17 protein-coding genes are annotated in these 16247 nt (G+C 37.1%); 7 read left to right on the top strand and 10 right to left on the bottom strand.

Annotation, left to right across the window (positions count from 1 at the left end):
* Nucleotides 1-59: 59 nt before the first annotated feature.
* Nucleotides 60-917, bottom strand: a complete 858-nt coding sequence (locus AC1M85_RS09155) for a protein kinase domain-containing protein (protein WP_488212927.1) — start codon at nucleotides 915-917, stop codon at nucleotides 60-62.
* Nucleotides 853-2397: a DUF3336 domain-containing protein gene (locus tag AC1M85_RS09160; protein ID WP_488212928.1), complete on the bottom strand. Its 1545-nt coding sequence runs from the start codon at nucleotides 2395-2397 to the stop codon at nucleotides 853-855. Before AC1M85_RS09160 ends, AC1M85_RS09155 begins: the two co-directional genes overlap by 65 nt.
* Nucleotides 2398-2602: 205 nt before the next feature.
* Here AC1M85_RS09160 and AC1M85_RS09165 point away from each other — a divergent pair, with 205 nt between their 5' ends.
* Both AC1M85_RS09165 and AC1M85_RS09170 read left to right on the top strand, forming a co-directional pair.
* The gene (locus tag AC1M85_RS09165; RefSeq protein WP_488212929.1) at nucleotides 2603-3475 is read left to right on the top strand and encodes an ATP-binding protein; all 873 of its coding nucleotides are present in this window, start codon (nucleotides 2603-2605) and stop codon (nucleotides 3473-3475) included.
* 388 nt (nucleotides 3476-3863) lie between these two features.
* The gene (locus AC1M85_RS09170) at nucleotides 3864-4628 is read left to right on the top strand and encodes a hypothetical protein (RefSeq protein WP_488212930.1); all 765 of its coding nucleotides are present in this window, start codon (nucleotides 3864-3866) and stop codon (nucleotides 4626-4628) included.
* Here the strand turns inward: AC1M85_RS09170 and AC1M85_RS09175 are convergent.
* Nucleotides 4557-5435: a LysO family transporter gene (locus tag AC1M85_RS09175; RefSeq protein ID WP_488212931.1), complete on the bottom strand. Its 879-nt coding sequence runs from the start codon at nucleotides 5433-5435 to the stop codon at nucleotides 4557-4559. The genes AC1M85_RS09170 and AC1M85_RS09175 overlap by 72 nt on opposite strands.
* 330 nt (nucleotides 5436-5765) lie before the next feature.
* On the opposite strand from AC1M85_RS09175, the gene AC1M85_RS09180 reads away from it, so the two are divergent.
* From AC1M85_RS09180 to AC1M85_RS09190, 3 genes are all read left to right on the top strand, one after another.
* Nucleotides 5766-6320, top strand: coding sequence for a DUF4385 domain-containing protein (locus AC1M85_RS09180; RefSeq protein ID WP_488212932.1), 555 nt, complete (start codon nucleotides 5766-5768; stop codon nucleotides 6318-6320).
* Nucleotides 6321-6472: 152 nt separating this feature from the next.
* Complete coding sequence (locus AC1M85_RS09185; protein ID WP_092766154.1) at nucleotides 6473-7000, top strand: Ail/Lom family outer membrane beta-barrel protein; 528 nt, start codon at nucleotides 6473-6475, stop codon at nucleotides 6998-7000.
* 153 nt (nucleotides 7001-7153) lie between these two features.
* Nucleotides 7154-8101: an aldo/keto reductase gene (locus tag AC1M85_RS09190; RefSeq protein WP_481612491.1), complete on the top strand. Its 948-nt coding sequence runs from the start codon at nucleotides 7154-7156 to the stop codon at nucleotides 8099-8101.
* A gap of 47 nt (nucleotides 8102-8148) precedes the next feature.
* Here the strand turns inward: AC1M85_RS09190 and tsaD are convergent, their stop codons facing one another.
* Nucleotides 8149-9165 carry a tRNA (adenosine(37)-N6)-threonylcarbamoyltransferase complex transferase subunit TsaD gene (gene tsaD / locus AC1M85_RS09195; RefSeq protein WP_481595493.1) on the bottom strand — a complete coding sequence of 339 codons (1017 nt, stop codon included), beginning with the start codon at nucleotides 9163-9165 and terminating at the stop codon, nucleotides 8149-8151.
* Nucleotides 9166-9309: 144 nt separating this feature from the next.
* Between tsaD and rpsU the strand changes: the two genes are divergently transcribed.
* On the top strand, nucleotides 9310-9525 hold the full coding sequence (gene rpsU / locus AC1M85_RS09200; protein ID WP_001136722.1) for a 30S ribosomal protein S21: 216 nt from the start codon (nucleotides 9310-9312) through the stop codon (nucleotides 9523-9525).
* 33 nt (nucleotides 9526-9558) lie between these two features.
* Nucleotides 9559-10005 carry a GatB/YqeY domain-containing protein gene (locus AC1M85_RS09205; protein ID WP_488212933.1) on the top strand — a complete coding sequence of 149 codons (447 nt, stop codon included), beginning with the start codon at nucleotides 9559-9561 and terminating at the stop codon, nucleotides 10003-10005.
* Between the two features lie 112 nt (nucleotides 10006-10117).
* On the opposite strand, the gene AC1M85_RS09210 is transcribed toward AC1M85_RS09205, so the two are convergent.
* The 6 genes from AC1M85_RS09210 to AC1M85_RS09235 all read right to left on the bottom strand — a co-directional run bounded on the left by AC1M85_RS09210 (nucleotide 10118) and on the right by AC1M85_RS09235 (nucleotide 16174).
* Nucleotides 10118-10480, bottom strand: coding sequence for a hypothetical protein (locus tag AC1M85_RS09210; RefSeq protein ID WP_488212934.1), 363 nt, complete (start codon nucleotides 10478-10480; stop codon nucleotides 10118-10120).
* A 63-nt stretch (nucleotides 10481-10543) separates the two neighbouring features.
* Nucleotides 10544-10915, bottom strand: coding sequence for a GFA family protein (locus tag AC1M85_RS09215; RefSeq protein WP_488212935.1), 372 nt, complete (start codon nucleotides 10913-10915; stop codon nucleotides 10544-10546).
* Nucleotides 10916-10924: 9 nt separating this feature from the next.
* On the bottom strand, nucleotides 10925-12364 hold the full coding sequence (locus AC1M85_RS09220; protein WP_488212936.1) for a M48 family metalloprotease: 1440 nt from the start codon (nucleotides 12362-12364) through the stop codon (nucleotides 10925-10927).
* A gap of 96 nt (nucleotides 12365-12460) precedes the next feature.
* A complete protein-coding gene (locus tag AC1M85_RS09225) occupies nucleotides 12461-13420 on the bottom strand; it encodes a 2-hydroxyacid dehydrogenase (protein WP_488212937.1) in 960 nt (319 codons plus the stop codon).
* Between the two features lie 29 nt (nucleotides 13421-13449).
* Entirely contained in the window at nucleotides 13450-14127 is a 678-nt protein-coding gene (locus tag AC1M85_RS09230; RefSeq protein WP_481611375.1) for a hypothetical protein, read from the bottom strand.
* Between the two features lie 157 nt (nucleotides 14128-14284).
* Nucleotides 14285-16174: a M48 family metalloprotease gene (locus tag AC1M85_RS09235; protein WP_481611374.1), complete on the bottom strand. Its 1890-nt coding sequence runs from the start codon at nucleotides 16172-16174 to the stop codon at nucleotides 14285-14287.
* Between the last annotated feature and the right edge of the window lie 73 nt (nucleotides 16175-16247).

The raw sequence follows: 16247 nt of genomic DNA on the forward strand, positions 1-16247 counted from the left end.
TTGAAAAACCTTATTGTTTGACTAAATATAAAACAATTATCCATTTTACTGGTTTTTCTTTAGACAAATTCGCTTAATATCTGTTTTAATTGATAAATATTGTCCAATCTTTGTGATTTATTTTTCATCAACATCTGCTGGAGTACTGGTGTTAAGTCAGAAAAAGGCCTAATAATTTCAACTTTTAATTGCTGACAATGCCATTTTGCCCAATCTATATAGCTTTTTTTACGGATTGAGTACTGATTTAACCATTCTAACCAAATAATACCGAGTGCATATATATCTGATGCTTGTGATTTTGACTCACCATGAAACAACTCAGGCGCCATATACCTTGGTGTTCCATGTGTAGAAACTTGAGGATGGCACTCAAAGTGAAACATCTGTTCAAAATCAATTAATTTGGGTTGACCATTCAATATTCTAAAATGTTCTCTTTTAAGATCTGCATGAACCCATCCTTGCTCATGAATCGATAGTAATGCATCTAGACTATGTAATAATAAATTGACCACATTTGAAAACTCATTGTGTGGGAAGGTCTGCATTTGAATATAGACAGAATTTTCTACTTCAAATAACGGCGCCGCATTTTCAATCAGAATCAATGATGAAGAATCATGTTTTGATGTAGGTGTATTGAATCTACTGTTTTCGTCATACACGATCTCAAACGGCACTAAGATCTTTGAAGAGCGAGTACTGAGTGATTGGTAGTGTTTTATCTCATTGTCGAACCACTGCTCATGCTGTGAACTGATACCCTGCTGTTGTCGCTTAACCCAATACTTTTGGTCGTCTATTTCGATACAATAAATTAGACGACCATACTGCTGACTTTGTTCAGAATTAACTGGTTGCCTGAGCAGAGGCTGAATGGTTTGCCACTGTAGATTGTTTTTCGAGAGATTCATTTTGCTGTTTTAGTTGCGTCAGCATATCCAAACAATGTTCAATGGTTTTTCCTATGCGCGCATGTGTTTCAATACTGGACAGTTTAGACCAAGTTGCCCGCTCGCCTTCTCTTTGGAGGACTTTAAACAAATGAGGTCGCGGATTTTGTAGCATATAATGATAATGTCGTAGGCTGTAATTACCTACAATATTTAAATCACCATAATAACGCTGATCAACAATACCATAACCGTGATCCAATAGTCGTCTAATCGTCGGCACACTGCCCATTCGGTCACGAGTGAAATTCATGACATCCATCGCAATCGTTTTACCATGTTTACGCACTAAACGTTGCGGCCAGCTGAGTAGATCTGTTCTAAAACGCTCCGCATCACTTTGCATGAATGGCACAATATGTGGATTCACCTGACTGGCAATGGTGTAATTAATATTGTAGAGACGAGCCATTTTCTCTTGTGGGAAATCACTTCTTACACTGCCATCCACCCAACGAATACTTGCCAAGTATGGTGTATGCACCCCATCATAACGCTTACTGGTCAGTCGAACTGGAGGAAATAAGATAGGAACCGCACATGATGCCAATACTGCACTCCACACCAGTAAATCTGGCGCAGTATATTTATTCATGATACGAGCATCTTCCTGAGCGACATCATAAGGTGCAACACTGATATTGATATCAAGTCCAGACTTTTCATACGCTTCTTGAAATGTTAAGTCCCCTAAATTTTCCACTAAAAATTTCTTAAGATATCGCACATCAGCAATACCACCATTTCCTCTAAGCAACTCTTTGAAACTTCTGAAATGGAATGCCTCGCTATAAAAGCTCTCTCCTGTCAGCAGCTGATCAATATCTTTTTGATCAGAAACGCCTAACATCGCCGTCATTAACGCACCAGCACTCGAACCTGATAAAACTTTCGGCATCAAATCTTGTTCCATCAGCGCCTTACACACGCCTGTATGAAACAAACCTAATGAGGCCCCACCCGAAAACATCATTGCTGGTTGACCATAGGTCAGTTGACAATTTTTAAAAAAATCAAATTTTTCTTGATGTGTCAAACCTGAACATTCATCCGAAGCGATATAAATTAAACTCTGTGAAACCTCTTCGATATAGTCCTCAATAAGTTTTTTAGTGCCAATATATGTTTGTGTGAACAGCATAGGATGACCAATATTGGCGACATCATGACTCAAGCCTTCTCGCAAAATATAGATAAGATCAAACACACGATGATTCAGCTTGTAACGGCGTAAGAGATTTAAACGATGCGATATAATTTCAGCATCAAAATAGGGTGAAGTATTATCAAACTTCCATTCCTGAGCGCCCGTCTCCTCATCCAGCTTTAAGGCAATGTCTTTCCACTCTTCATAGCTCTCCGCACGTTCAAGCTCATGTTGCATTTTTTTAATTCGATACGCTTGATGCGGATTAATTTGACTACGATTGCCTAAAATCATTGAGCTAGTCCTTTGATTTTTATTAGTTCAATTAGTTTTGTTCAGTTTTTAAACTATGCAAAAAAAGCACAAAATAATCAACTTAATAAAATTTATTTCTTGTATCGACCAGTCAGCATAGATTTATACCTTAGATCAGTTCACATCGCTGTCGTCATCATGTAGATTAAACTTGATTTTATTGAATTGTATTTCACAAACAACTATGGCGACTCTAGAACTACCAGATCAACTGTTAACAAAAATTTCTCAACTTATTGATCAACTTAATCACACATTATCTGAACCGAGTCAGGAAATTGATTTCTCAGCACTAGGATACAAATGGCAAAATAAACGGCTGATCCCCATTCAAAAACCTAAAATAATTCATCTTGATGATTTAAAAGGTATCGAAAAACAAAAAGAAAAAATACTGCAAAACACTGAACAATTTTTACAAAGCTTACCTGCAAACGATATTTTATTGACAGGATCTCGTGGAACCGGAAAATCATCTATTGTGAGATCTTTACTGTCTAAATATGCTGACCGTGGTTTACGCATCATTGAAATTGAGCGTGATAATCTGTCAGACCTACCAGAAATACAAAAAATTATTGAAGATCGTCCTGAAAAATTTATCGTGTATTGTGATGACTTAGCCTTTAATGCTGAAGACGAAAATTATCGTAGTTTAAAAAGTGTGTTAGATGGTTCACTAGAGTCAGGTTCTGGCAACTTTATTATTTATGCGACCAGTAACCGCCGCCACCTACTCCCAGAATTTATGCATGAAAACACCCCGATCACTAAAGTGGACGTGCCTCAATATACTGAATTACATCCGCAAGAAGCGATCGAAGAAAAAATCTCATTGTCTGATCGTTTTGGTCTTTGGCTTTCGTTCTACCCGATGGATCAAAATCTTTATTTAGAGATTGTAGAGCACTATTTAAAAAAATCTGATATTGAAATGACGCCTGAAGTACGTGTTGAGGCGCTACGTTGGTGCCAAGCCAGAGGTCAACGCTCAGGTCGTTCCGCATTCCAATTTTCAAAACATTGGATCGGCTCTACTCAATTAAAGCGTGATTAAGCATTTACATCAGCTTCTGCAATAAGAAACTAAGATGGAATAACGTCTTAGTTTCTCGACTTTCACTCTTTAATCTAAGTTATTAGCTTTTATTACGATAAAAGTTAATAAATTATTCATGAATAATTATAAAGATAAAATTAACAATTTAACTTATTGCTCTCTATCGATATCAAAAAATTTTAAATCAAAAAATCGCAAATATTACCTTAAGTTATTAATTTAAATAAAATTTATTATATAAATAAAAATTAAAAAAATAATTTAAATTTAAAACAATATAACATAACAACCATTTTTTGTTTTTCGAAAAAATTAATGTAACCCAAACTTAACAATTCAAAAATAGTATGAGGGACGCAAATAATTATAGAAAAAGGCTGCATCCATGCTCCAAATTAAAAAATATAGTAACCAACATACACAATCCCCAGATGTTCAAAATATATTAAAAACGCTTCATCAAGCGATCTTCATGACACCAGAGGGTTGTGATTTGAATGATATTGCTCAAGCCTATGCCCCCGATGATGCTGCAAGCAAACGGGTTTTGATCTATTTTGATGAAGAAAAACCTGTTGGATTTTTAAGTATGCAACGTTATGAAGTCAAAAAGAATGACCAGACAATGAATGTTTTTCGTGGTCAAGCAGGTCTTCTTAGCGCCTATCGAAAATCAAATCTATTAAAATTCCAATATATTTACTTCATCATTTCTCAAATGATCCGCCACCCAGCACCATCATATTTTTTTGCTGTGTGTTTACATCCCTCAAGTTATCGTGCAATTACACGATATGCTTTCAAAAAAAATACATGGCCTACTCGCCTAAACCTCGATAACAATACAGAAATGCAAGACCTTTGCACCCTATTCTCTCAGCAATTCAATTATCAACTTTCAAAATCTGGTCATGTTTTTATTTATAACGATGGTCTTGGAGGAACACGCGGTTGTAAGCATGAACACGATAACATGAATGAGGATGCTGCATTTTTTTTGAATCACAATGCCGGATATATTAATGGTGATGGTATGTTAGTGATTGCTAAAATCACTGTCTTTGAGGTGTTTTACCGTTTAACGTGTCACACTTTGGGTAAAATGAATCGCAATAAATATATTCAATGGACAAAACAGCGACAACAATAGTCCCGCTTTAAACGCATCTAGCACATATTGCTCACCACAATGTTGCTTAATCATCGGTAAGAATGCATCACAGGACAGTACACCTGTGGTGCTAATTGCTGCTTGTGGTTGATGTCTTCCAAAAAACTGTAGAAAAATGATGGAAGACATCCCTCGAATCATATCCACAATTAAAGCTTGAACTGCCAATAAGGGATTTAGTTTTTGTGAAATCATAGCAGCAGACAGACTTGCCCAACCGAATCCAGAAAGCAATACAGCACTTTCCTTCCAAATTATCAGCATAAAGCAGGCAAATATTGTATTTGCCAATACCATTATGATTGGGAGTTTAAAATCATGCCATTGCAATGTTTTGATGTTAAATGCTGATATAAAGACTCCGATCAAAAATAGAATAATGTAGATCAGAACGTTTTGAATACTTAAAGCTATTTGCTCATCTATTAAATCCATTCTATAAGTGAAGATCCCTCCTACAAACACCAAAATAAGCAAAAGATATACTGTCAATATTTTAATGATATCCTTAATTTGGATTGGTTTACGTTTGCTGTTTTCCTGCTGTTTCTTCTTATAAAATAGTGAACTAAACCAGTAAGTAAATGCGCATACCCCGAGTGCGAGAATAACTAACTTGCTCAAAACAGCTTTAGGATTTTCTAATGCGAGTAGGTTTGGCGCTGCGTAAACAGTGCAAAAAAAAATAAATAAAATCAGGGCTAAAAAAAATACTTGTTCAATGTACTTGTTGGGATGAAATTTACGACCATATAGATAGCCAAAAATGATGATGATAAGATCCAATCAGACATCCAAAATTATTTTTATACGTATCGCTTAGATTAATTCATAGATATAAAACTTATATGACAAAATGTTTCTTATTGAGCATCGTCATGTCTAATCATTTGTGTCTGCTAGATTTTAAGTTTAAAACTTAATTTCGCCCCGCTATCGTCCATAGTCTAATTCGTTGTTTTGATTTCTAATACAGTTCAATTTCAATCTTTCGGCGTGTTTAGCGCATCTCTTTAAAACAACTAATCACAATTTTAAAATATCACTCACAATTCTATAATCGTTTTTCATTTCAGATCACCTAATATATTTTTTAAAAGTACAAAAGAGAATGTGATGGCTTACAATCATAACGACCTTGATAACATCCCACGTAGAAGCTCTCGTGTTAACTCTCAAAGTTTTGACTACTCTTTGGACTTTAAAAAAATTAATTTCAGAGAAAGGCCAGAACTCTATCGAATTGGTCGTGGTGAACAGGGTGTATTACTCGTCGAACCCTACAAATCTGAAATTCTGCCCTTTTGGAAATTTGCAGATGAAGATAAAGCTAGAGAGAGTTCTAATAAGATTTATCAACTCTTTCTTGAATATTTAGCAGTCGATGATTTTGTCGGTGCAGATATGGCTCGTAAATTTTTACAAATGGGTTATACCCGAGCGAGACGTTATGCCAACCATAAAGGTGGAAAAAAATATAAAGGTCCTGTACCTAATGACAAAAAAGGTTTAAGTGGTGCTCACGGGCGTGAAGAACTACCACGCCAACAAGAAGACGCTATTAAGGCTGCAGCAGCACGAATTTTTAAAGTGAAATGGGATGAAGCTAAACAGCATTCCCACTATATTGCATTAAAAGAACGATTTAAAAACTCAATTGCGAGTCAATAAATACATTCTCACACCATTCATAATACAAATAAAATTATTTGTTTAGTTTTTATTTACAATAATAAAATAGACAGTACAATAAAGTTTGCCAAAAAATGATCGCCATTTTTAGCATTTAATGATAAATAAATCACAAATAATGAGCATGCGCCATGATAACTAAATTTTTAAAATTGGGTTTAATTCTCTCGATGACCACTTTAACAACGACAACTTTTGCCCAACAACACACCGTTTCATTGGGTTATGCTCAGTCTGAAATTGAAAATGCGTTTGATATTCGCGGTGTTCACGCTCAATATCGCTATGAACTCGAGACTCCTTTAAGCGTTATGGCAACAATGTCGTATCAAACTGGTGATGAAACTTGGATTGAACCAGGTGAACGCCAAGATACAGATGTAAAACATTTTTCTTTGCTAGCAGGCCCTGCATATCGTCTTAATGAGAATTTCAGTGTTTATGGTGTTGTCGGGATCGCGCATTCAAAAGTTGAAAGTTCATATCGCGCCTTGAACATATACGAAAACATGGATCTAAGTGAAACAGCGTTTGCATATGGTGTTGGTATTAATATTAATCCTGCTCCGCAATATGCGATCAATATCGGTTATGAAGGTACTAAAGTTGATGGGGCTAAATTTGATGGGTTCAACATCAGCGCAGGTTATCGTTTCTGATTCTGCTTGAATACATAGAGAATTAAAAAAGAGGCTTTTTGCCTCTTTTTTTGTCAAAATCATTGGATAATGTTTATACATTATTTGGATAGCGAGAAATAGACGAATCCTATATAGCTAGAATAAGTCGTATTATTCTACCTAGGATATTTCATGCAAAAAAGAAAACTTGGACAAACTGATTTATTCATCGCACCCATCGTATTCGGAGGAAATGTATTCGGTTGGACGGTTGATGAAAAACAAAGTTTCAAAATTTTAGATGCACTGTATGAGCGTGGATTTAACACCATTGATACAGCAGACTTCTATTCCATTTGGGCACCAGGCAATCATGGTGGCGAGTCAGAAACAATCATTGGTAATTGGTTAAAACAAAATCCAAGTAAACGTGAAGACATCGTGCTATTTACTAAAGTCGGTTTAGATATGGGGATTCCCGGCCATCAAGGTTTATCTGAACGATGGATTATGCAAGCAGTTGAAGACTCTCTAAGCCGTTTGAAAACAGATTATCTTGATCTTTATTTTGCACACTGGCCTGATGAAAACACACCTCATGAGGAAACATTATCAGCATTTTCAAAGCTCAAAGATCAAGGAAAAATTCGTGCCTATGGCACTTCTAATTTTTCAGCTGATCAATTAGACGCTTCTATTCAAGCTGCACAAAAGATTGGTGTGCAACATTATCAGGTTCTTCAACCTGAATATAATCTTTACGATCGCGATGTATTCGAACAAACACTGCAACCCATTTGTGAACGCCATCAAATTGGTGTAGTAAGTTTTTATAGTCTGGCTAGTGGATTTCTATCTGGGAAATATTCGTCATTAGACAATATTCAAGGGCGTCAACGTGCAGATACGCTTGTAAAATATTTTGATGAGCGAGGCTTAAACCTTTTAGATAAGCTCAGAGATGTGGCATCGCGCCACAATGCAGCACCTGCTGAGGTAGCTTTGGCTTGGTTACTTGCGCAAAAGCATATTTCAGCACCAATCGCCAGTGCAACAAACCTTGAACAAATTACCCAATTTTCAAATGCAGTGAATCTTCAACTCTCACCAGAAGACATGCAAATTCTTTCAATAGTGTAAATATAAAAAAAGAGGCTATAAGCCTCTTTTTTCTCGTGACCAAACATCTATGCTTCAGTAGGTTTTTTGAGTTCCGTCATCGGCCAACGTGGCGTCGTTGTCACGGCTAAGCCATCATGCTGTCCTGCTTTTAAGCGTTGATATCCAGCAAAAGCAATCATGGCGCCATTATCCGTACATAAAGCCGGTTCAGCATAATATACTTGAGCTTTTATTTTAGCTAAATCTGCTTCAAGACGTTCACGAAGACGCTTATTGGCACTCACACCACCAGCAATAACCAAACGCTTAAGACCACTTTGCTTTAATGCTTTAACTGATTTTTTGACCAATGTATCAACAATAGCCTCTTGAAAACTCGCAGCAATATCAGCGTCTCGGTTTTCATCACCTAATTTTTTCATTTGGACAGAAACCGCTGTTTTTAAGCCACTAAATGAAAATTCCAAACCTTGATGCAACATAGGGCGTGGAAATTCAAAAGCAGTGGCATCACCTTGCTCAGCAAGTTTAGAGATATTTGGACCACCTGGATAAGGCAGCCCCATCATCTTAGCAACTTTATCGAATGCTTCACCCGCTGCATCATCGATTGATTCACCTAAGATTTCATAATGTCCAATATCATATGCCGCCATTAATTGTGTATGCCCACCCGAGACTAACAAGGCGACAAACGGAAATTCCGGTGGAGTGGCTGATAAAAGAGGCGCCAACATATGCCCTTCCATATGATGCACACCAATCGCTGGTTTATTTAACGCAAATGCAAGCGTACGACCAAATAATGCTCCAGTCATGAGTGCACCCATTAGGCCTGGACCACGTGTATAAGCCACCGCATCAATCTCAGATTTTTTGATTTGACTTTCTTCAAGCAATTGATTGATTAAAGGAATTAATTTACGAACATGATCGCGGGATGCCAATTCAGGTACCACTCCACCATATTCAGCATGCAATTTAATCTGACTATATAACACCTGTCCTCTTAAGCCGACTTCGCTGTCATAGAGTGCGAGACCAGTTTCATCACACGACGTTTCTAAGCCTAAAACGATCATTAAATTGCCTTTAACCCATTTCAAAATATTGCTAAAGCTATTATAGACTTGTGATATGAGATGTAAATGAGTAAAATACTGACCTTCACTTGTGACTCAGCGCAATTCGGCGCTTAGTCTTATCCATAAACTAGAGGATTCTTCATGCCACAAGTTAAATTGAAAGAAGGCGAACCAGTAGACGTAGCTATCCGTCGTTTCAAACGTTCATGCGAAAAAGCGGGTGTTTTAGCTGACGTTCGTAAACGTGAATTCTACGAGAAACCAACTCAAGAACGTAAGCGCAAAAAAGCTGCTGCTGTTAAACGCTACCAAAAGAAATTGGCGCGTGAATCAGTACGTACTACTCGCCTTTACTAAGATTAATTTGTGATTGACTGCTCGGATATATAAATGACTACTTTAAAAAACCAAATTACTGACGTTTTGAAAGCAACAATGCGTGCTAAAGAAATGGATAAGTTAACGGTGATTCGTAGTCTCCAAGCAGCAATTAAGCAAATCGAAGTCGATGAACGCGTAGAACTAGATAATAGTCGAGTTCTCGCGGTCATTGAAAAACAAATCAAGCAACGTAAAGAATCGATTAAAGCTTTTGAAAGTGCTAATCGACAAGACTTAGCTAGTAAGGAACAAGCCGAGGTTGAGGTTTTATCTCAATTTCTACCAGCAGCTATGACTGAGGAAGAACTTGATTCAATTATTGCGCAAACGATTGCTGCGCAACAAGCTACTAGCATGAAAGATATGGGTAAGGTGATGAATTCTCTACGTCCGATCATAGCCGGACGTGCCGATCCTGCACAAGTTTCGAGTAAAATTAAAGCTCAACTTTCTTAACTTTTCTTATTATGTTTGATTTGGTCTATTTAATAATGTAATTAAATAGTCCAGTCTAAATCACGTATCCCCGATTTTATTACAACAATACTTTTCGTTTTTCACTTTCTGATTATTTAAACTCACATTGAATATTATATCTTTGTAAAATCTGCATTTCTTTAGATCGCTTCACTTTCTCAACAACATCCTGTTTACTCATTCTAGAGTAGGAAAATGGTAAATCCTTTCGATATTTATCCACTACCTGATAAAAACCATCGACATAAGTTCCAACAATGACACAATATCTTTGAGTCTGATCAAGGCTAAAATGTGTTGTATTTGGTGCTAGCATTTTTAGAAAATGCCTCATATCGGCATTATATTTTTGTGATACAACTTCAATTTCTTGTGTAAATTTAACAGGAAGTGTTTCCGCATGAGTGAACACCCCTACCCCAAACAACATCATAAAAAATAGTGGCAATTTCATTATTAGATTCAATCACATAATTTAAAATATTTATTCATTCATCATTCTAAAAGAATCTAATCACTAAGAATGAATAGTTTCAATAAAGTTAGGTTTGTATTCCTGGAAAAACTCTTCATAAGGTGGCGGTATTTTCCCTTCAACCACAGAACCGAGCCTTAAACGTATAATTCCTGGTAAATCAAGTCGATGTGAATATAAAGGACTTCCACATTCACCACAAAATACTCTTGCCTTTAACTCGGTATGAAAATAAGACTTAAGCACATCTTCACCAGAAATTAACTCGAAGTTTTCAAGCGGGATCGGGCTATTCCATGCAGTAAAACCGCCTTGAGCCAACTGACAGTGCTTGCAATAGCACAAGATACTTTTCTCAAGATCACCATGATAAATATATTGCACCTTTCCACATAAGCATTGACCTTTTATCATTTAAACCTCTTATAATTTTTGTTGACGCTCATCCTGCATCATCCGCAGTCTTTGATTGATGACTGCACTCATAGAGTTATTTTCCTTGGCTAAACGCTGAGCATGAATGAGTGAGCGAATCGCATTCTCTTCCGCTCCCTTCCAATATTCAACTTCAGCCCGATATCGCAATACATTTACAGTACGTAAAGGATTTTTAATATCTAAATTTGCCGCTTGTTGTCGAATGAACCATGCTTGCGTATCACGATTATTGGTTTGGATAAATTTATTCGCCAACCTTTCAGCAGCAACAAAATTTCCCTGTCGAATATAAATTTCAGCTAATTTATAACTTAAAGCACGATTTTCAGGTGTTATTCGTTGGCGCACCAATATCGTTTCCTGCGCAGAATCAAATTGATTGGTCGCCAAGTAGATATCTGCTTGAATAAGCGCGATAAGCTGATGATTTGGCTGGACTTTCTTAGCAAGCTCAATTTCTTTTTGTGCTAGATCAAAATCACCACGCTTTAAATAAAAAGCAGACAGTGCAATTCTTCCAGCCAATGCATTTGCTCTCACCACTCCCTTTAACTGTTCCTCGTTGGTTTGATTGGTCACAACTGCGGTATACCACTTGATCTGATCAAACTCAGAGAGTGTGTTGCTATATGGAACTTTAGGAAGTTGATCTGCACGTAATCGAGCCTCGCTCATACGCTGAGTAGTCAAAGGATGTGTTAACCAAAAATCAGGAAGATAACTAATTTTTGGAGTCGCACGATTCATGGTTTCAAAAAACTCAGACATACTGTACGGGTTATATCCAGCACGATACATCAATTGCATTCCAATACGGTCTGCTTCACGCTCTTGATTACGACTATAACTTAACTGTCGATCCACCAATGCAGCTTGAGTTCCCATCATCAGGGCAGCACCTGCATTACCATCAGCTTGTGATGCAATTGCAGCACCCACAATGATACCAGCGAGTGCAAGCAATCCCTGCCCTTTAAAAGCCTCTTGAGAACGACTGTAGTGTCTTTGCGAGACGTGTGCCACCTCATGAGCAACCACACCCGCAACTTCATCCATGTTCTTTGCCGACGTAATTAATCCGCTATTCAATGCAAATAAACCGCCAGGTACAGCAAAGGCATTAATTTGCGGATCGTTTACAATCACCAAAGCAATTGGTTGACCCAACTGTGTTTGCGCAATAATTTTTCGGAATACAGCCATAAATTGATCTTCCAACCAAACATTGTTTAACACTGGAAGTTGTTGCTGTACTTGACGATAGACTTTTTCACCGATCATTTTTTCTTTTTGTTGATCGATAAATCCAACACCACTATTAATATCAGGCACTTCAAATTGAATTTTATTGGCATTGTAGAGTTCATCAGCCGCCGCTGAAAAACTCGAACTCGCTATCAATAAAGCCAAAATGATCTTCTTCAAACCTGTATTCCTAAACGTGTACTTCATCGACTATAACATTGAATAATGTGAAGATTAATGATGAACTGTTACGTTTATTATCATTCTCAAAAGACTTTACTTATTCACAATATAATGAGGCTCATCCCCATCTAAGGCTTTTACCAGATTATCATAAGCAAGATTTGCCATTTTCATTCTGGTTTCTGCTGTCGCCGAACCTACGTGCGGCAATGTCACTACATTTTCCAATTGAAACAATGGTGATTCTTGGAGCGGCTCTTTCTGATAAACATCTAAACCAGCAGCAAAAATTTTGTGATTTTCAAGCGCCTCAATCAAGGCCGACTCATCCACAACTGATCCTCTGGCAATATTCACAAACACAGCATGTTTTTGCATTTTCTCAAATTGAGCTTGACCGATCAGCGCTTTCGATTGCTCATTTAAATCGACTGCAATGACGATAAAATCAGACGTTGAAAGTAAAGTATCAAGATCACAATATTTCGCCTTTAAAGGCTCAGCTCGCTCTATACATGGTTTTCGATTATGGTATTGAATATTCATATTAAATCCATAAAAACCACGTCGAGCTATCGCAGCACCGATATGACCTAAGCCAATGATACCGAGCGTTTTCCCATAAAAATCTTGACCAAATTGTGCAACACCAGCGGTACGCGTCCAATGTCCTTGCTTTGTCCAAGAATCTAAATGTGTAACTTTACGAGCCGCACTCATCAATAATGTAAAAGCCAAATCAGCAGTCGTCTCTGTCAACACATGAGGCGTATTGGTCAACCAAATACCCTGTTGTTTTAAATATTCAACGTCGTAATTATCATAGCCCACACTGACCGAAGAAATAATTTTAAGTTTTTTTGCGGTCTGTAAGTTGTCTTGATTTAAACGACGCCCAGCGCCTATCATCCCATCTGCATCCGCAACTTCTCTTAAAAGTTGCTCATTAATGTCACCCTGTTTTGGATTAATTTGAACGACCTGATATTTCGATTCTAATTGATTTAATATTTTCGGATCTATCTGACTAAATACCACAACCTTTTTTTTCATAAAACTCCCTCTTTAGATCCAGTATCGATTTAATTTTTAATTAAGTTCCACAAGCGACGTTTTAACAATGGCTGCTTAATCATGTCTTGTAAACTTGCAATCTGCATATGCTGAGTCGTCGATATATGCGGCAAACACCCTAAGCTCAATATCTTTTTATCAACAGATAATGCATCGATAAAACCCTGTATAAATACCTCAGCACCTCTTCCATCTTGGAATTGTGCGAAATTAAATGGCCATTTTAAATCGTAAAACTGTGAACTCACACTACGCTGGATATTCACCCATAAGTTTTCTTGATCTGTGGTGAGCGCTGTAGCATCTAGCAGAATAGTATGTGTTTTAGTGATCATCGCTTGAATTTCAAAAGCATCGATTACAAGCGGTTGACGCTCAGCAACCTCATCTTGAGACTGTTTGTCATTTTCCACAGATTCTCGAGGAAGCTGCACACCGTCTGGATTACTTTTTAATTGAAGCGAAGAATCCTCTATATTTAGCTGTTCTGCTTGTGAAGCTGGTTTTGTGAAGAACTGTTCTGATTGAGCTTGCGCAAATTCAGGAAAACATACATCTATTGGATGATTTTCTTCAACCTGATCGCGATATAAGGAAGGTTTGTAATGACGTGTTTGTGCCGTATTTTGTGGAATCCATATATCGATTCCCATCACAGCTAAGAGGCTTCTTTGGTGCTCTAACATATTCACATTCATTACAGATAGACTGACATGAGGGCTGGGTATTCTACCCACTTTTTTAATCTTTTACTGAACTTTTAATCCGCAAACAATCATAACTTAATTTCATTTCTGACGCATTAATATCCTTGCGCCTTTTAAACTCAGAATGCATTGATAGCTAAACAATAATAACGCTATTTTTCTTATGCATTTGATCCACAATTTCATCACTTTCAAATCCAAGTCGCCAATATAATAATTCAAGTACATCTAACTCATCTTGTGTAATGATTCGATCATTCCATAAACATAATTCAGCAACACCCAAAATACTCAACCGATCTCTCAACAATAATCCAGCAATATCATTGAGAATTTCACCTAAGTCGATAGGTTCATCTGAAATTTCTTCATAAAACTCAATTTCATCACGAGCTAAAATTCTTTCTAAGATTTGGGTTCTAACTTCAAGCTGATTAGCAGTATTTAACTGCTGAACATGTAATAACGCATCTATTAGCCTAACAATTTGCGGCTTAGCATCCTCGATTGATGTTGGACGATGTATTGGCAATAAATCCAGTTGAGACTTCACCTTTTCAATCAGCAAAGCATCCAAAAGTCCAATTTCACCATCTTCTTGAATAATTTTAGCCAATTTAGTAATAAACTGACGCGCACTTGTAGCAGGCATATTTCCCAACTGCTTACATGCCTCATGAAAAATTTGAATATGCACTCGTCCATCTATATTTAACAGTGAGTCGACAATTGCACGACTCACAGGCGCATCCGAAGGAATAAATTCACGGTACTGCCGAATCATTAAAATCGCAACCATCACTTCACGCGCACCAGTCGAAGTTTGCAAAGCCCTTTGAATGAGTTCTGGACGTTTCATCTGCTGTCTAACTTCACTATTTAAGGGTTTGATGGCATCCTTAATTGCAAAGCTGATCGGTGATAATCGTAATAATGGAAGTGGCTGTGGTGACATCCATGGATTATATTCTTCAGCAATAGACTCCTCTAAAGAACGCATTAAACTAAATAGTGGTTGATTTCGTAATTTTTGTAAATTTTCTAATTGAATATCTTCAAGTAAATTCGGATTTAATTCATATATACGATCTTGAATACAAGGTTGGATATTCAACCAACTTTGAGGACTAAGTGAGTTAGCAAAGCACATATGAGAAATAGCTTCAGAATATTCACTATGAATCTGTGATCCTGCGTGATGAACATAGATTCTTAATAAGGTTTGAATATTTGCATTACTACTCAATAATTGTCTTGTCATTGCATCGTTATACAATGTTCGACTACCCAAAGTAATATATTTCATCAGACGCGTAATAAAGACGCCTAAACTACCAATTAACCATATGACTCCACCGATCGCCACAAAAGTTGTTTCCAAACTATCTCTCAATTGATCCCGATTACGTCGAAATCCCTGCTTCGCGATTTTACTGCCCCATTGACTAAAGGTAATTAACCCACTGTATAAAATTTTAAGACGAGTATTTTCTCGAGTTTCACCCGATAAAATTTTATGGAATTCATGACCCAACAATCCATAAAGCTCTAACTCATCGAGATTTTGTAGCGCCCCCCAAGTCAGAATAATCACAGTATCTTTGGGATGAAAACCCGCAGTCAGTGCATTAACCCCTATTTCATCGGGTAAGACATAGAGTGTAGGTGTATCAATTGAGAAACGATGTGCTAATTTTTCAGCAAGCCTAAGCGCTGTACTTTCTTCTGGAGTACTTTCAATAAAAGTGAGTTGTCGTGCTTTCAATTGTTTTGCGAGCGTATGACCACCCGAGCGGAAGACATAAAACTCATAAACGACAGAACCACCGATAATGCTAATCAATAGCACCATCATATATGGACTGAGAAAATGCCACCAAATGGACTCAGAAGGATCAATATAATGAACCAACAATCCGAGCGTCGTGTTTAAAATGATAATTGCGAGCACAATAACAATTAAACATACGCTTAATGACCACAGCATATTTTTGTTTTTAATAAAGTAACCACTCACATCTTTCAATGTAAAATTTCCTCATTACATTGTGTTGTGATCATAAATTAAAAAAGCGGGAAATACCCGCTTTTTCAAATAG

The sequence above is a fragment of the Acinetobacter sp. 24-47-64 genome (assembly GCF_057737055.1).

Excerpts from the sequence above, each read along its gene's own strand:
- AC1M85_RS09155 (WP_488212927.1), bottom strand. The coding sequence starts at position 917 with ATGAATCTCTCGAAAAACAATCTACAGTGGCAAACCATTCAGCCTCTG.
- AC1M85_RS09160 (WP_488212928.1), bottom strand. The coding sequence starts at position 2,397 with ATGATTTTAGGCAATCGTAGTCAAATTAATCCGCATCAAGCGTATCGA.
- AC1M85_RS09165 (WP_488212929.1), top strand. The coding sequence starts at position 2,603 with ATGGCGACTCTAGAACTACCAGATCAACTGTTAACAAAAATTTCTCAA.
- AC1M85_RS09170 (WP_488212930.1), top strand. The coding sequence starts at position 3,864 with ATGCTCCAAATTAAAAAATATAGTAACCAACATACACAATCCCCAGAT.
- AC1M85_RS09180 (WP_488212932.1), top strand. The coding sequence starts at position 5,766 with ATGGCTTACAATCATAACGACCTTGATAACATCCCACGTAGAAGCTCT.
- AC1M85_RS09185 (WP_092766154.1), top strand. The coding sequence starts at position 6,473 with ATGATAACTAAATTTTTAAAATTGGGTTTAATTCTCTCGATGACCACT.
- AC1M85_RS09190 (WP_481612491.1), top strand. The coding sequence starts at position 7,154 with ATGCAAAAAAGAAAACTTGGACAAACTGATTTATTCATCGCACCCATC.
- tsaD (WP_481595493.1), bottom strand. The coding sequence starts at position 9,165 with ATGATCGTTTTAGGCTTAGAAACGTCGTGTGATGAAACTGGTCTCGCA.
- rpsU (WP_001136722.1), top strand. The coding sequence starts at position 9,310 with ATGCCACAAGTTAAATTGAAAGAAGGCGAACCAGTAGACGTAGCTATC.
- AC1M85_RS09205 (WP_488212933.1), top strand. The coding sequence starts at position 9,559 with ATGACTACTTTAAAAAACCAAATTACTGACGTTTTGAAAGCAACAATG.
- AC1M85_RS09210 (WP_488212934.1), bottom strand. The coding sequence starts at position 10,480 with ATGAAATTGCCACTATTTTTTATGATGTTGTTTGGGGTAGGGGTGTTC.
- AC1M85_RS09215 (WP_488212935.1), bottom strand. The coding sequence starts at position 10,915 with ATGATAAAAGGTCAATGCTTATGTGGAAAGGTGCAATATATTTATCAT.
- AC1M85_RS09225 (WP_488212937.1), bottom strand. The coding sequence starts at position 13,420 with ATGAAAAAAAAGGTTGTGGTATTTAGTCAGATAGATCCGAAAATATTA.
- AC1M85_RS09230 (WP_481611375.1), bottom strand. The coding sequence starts at position 14,127 with ATGTTAGAGCACCAAAGAAGCCTCTTAGCTGTGATGGGAATCGATATA.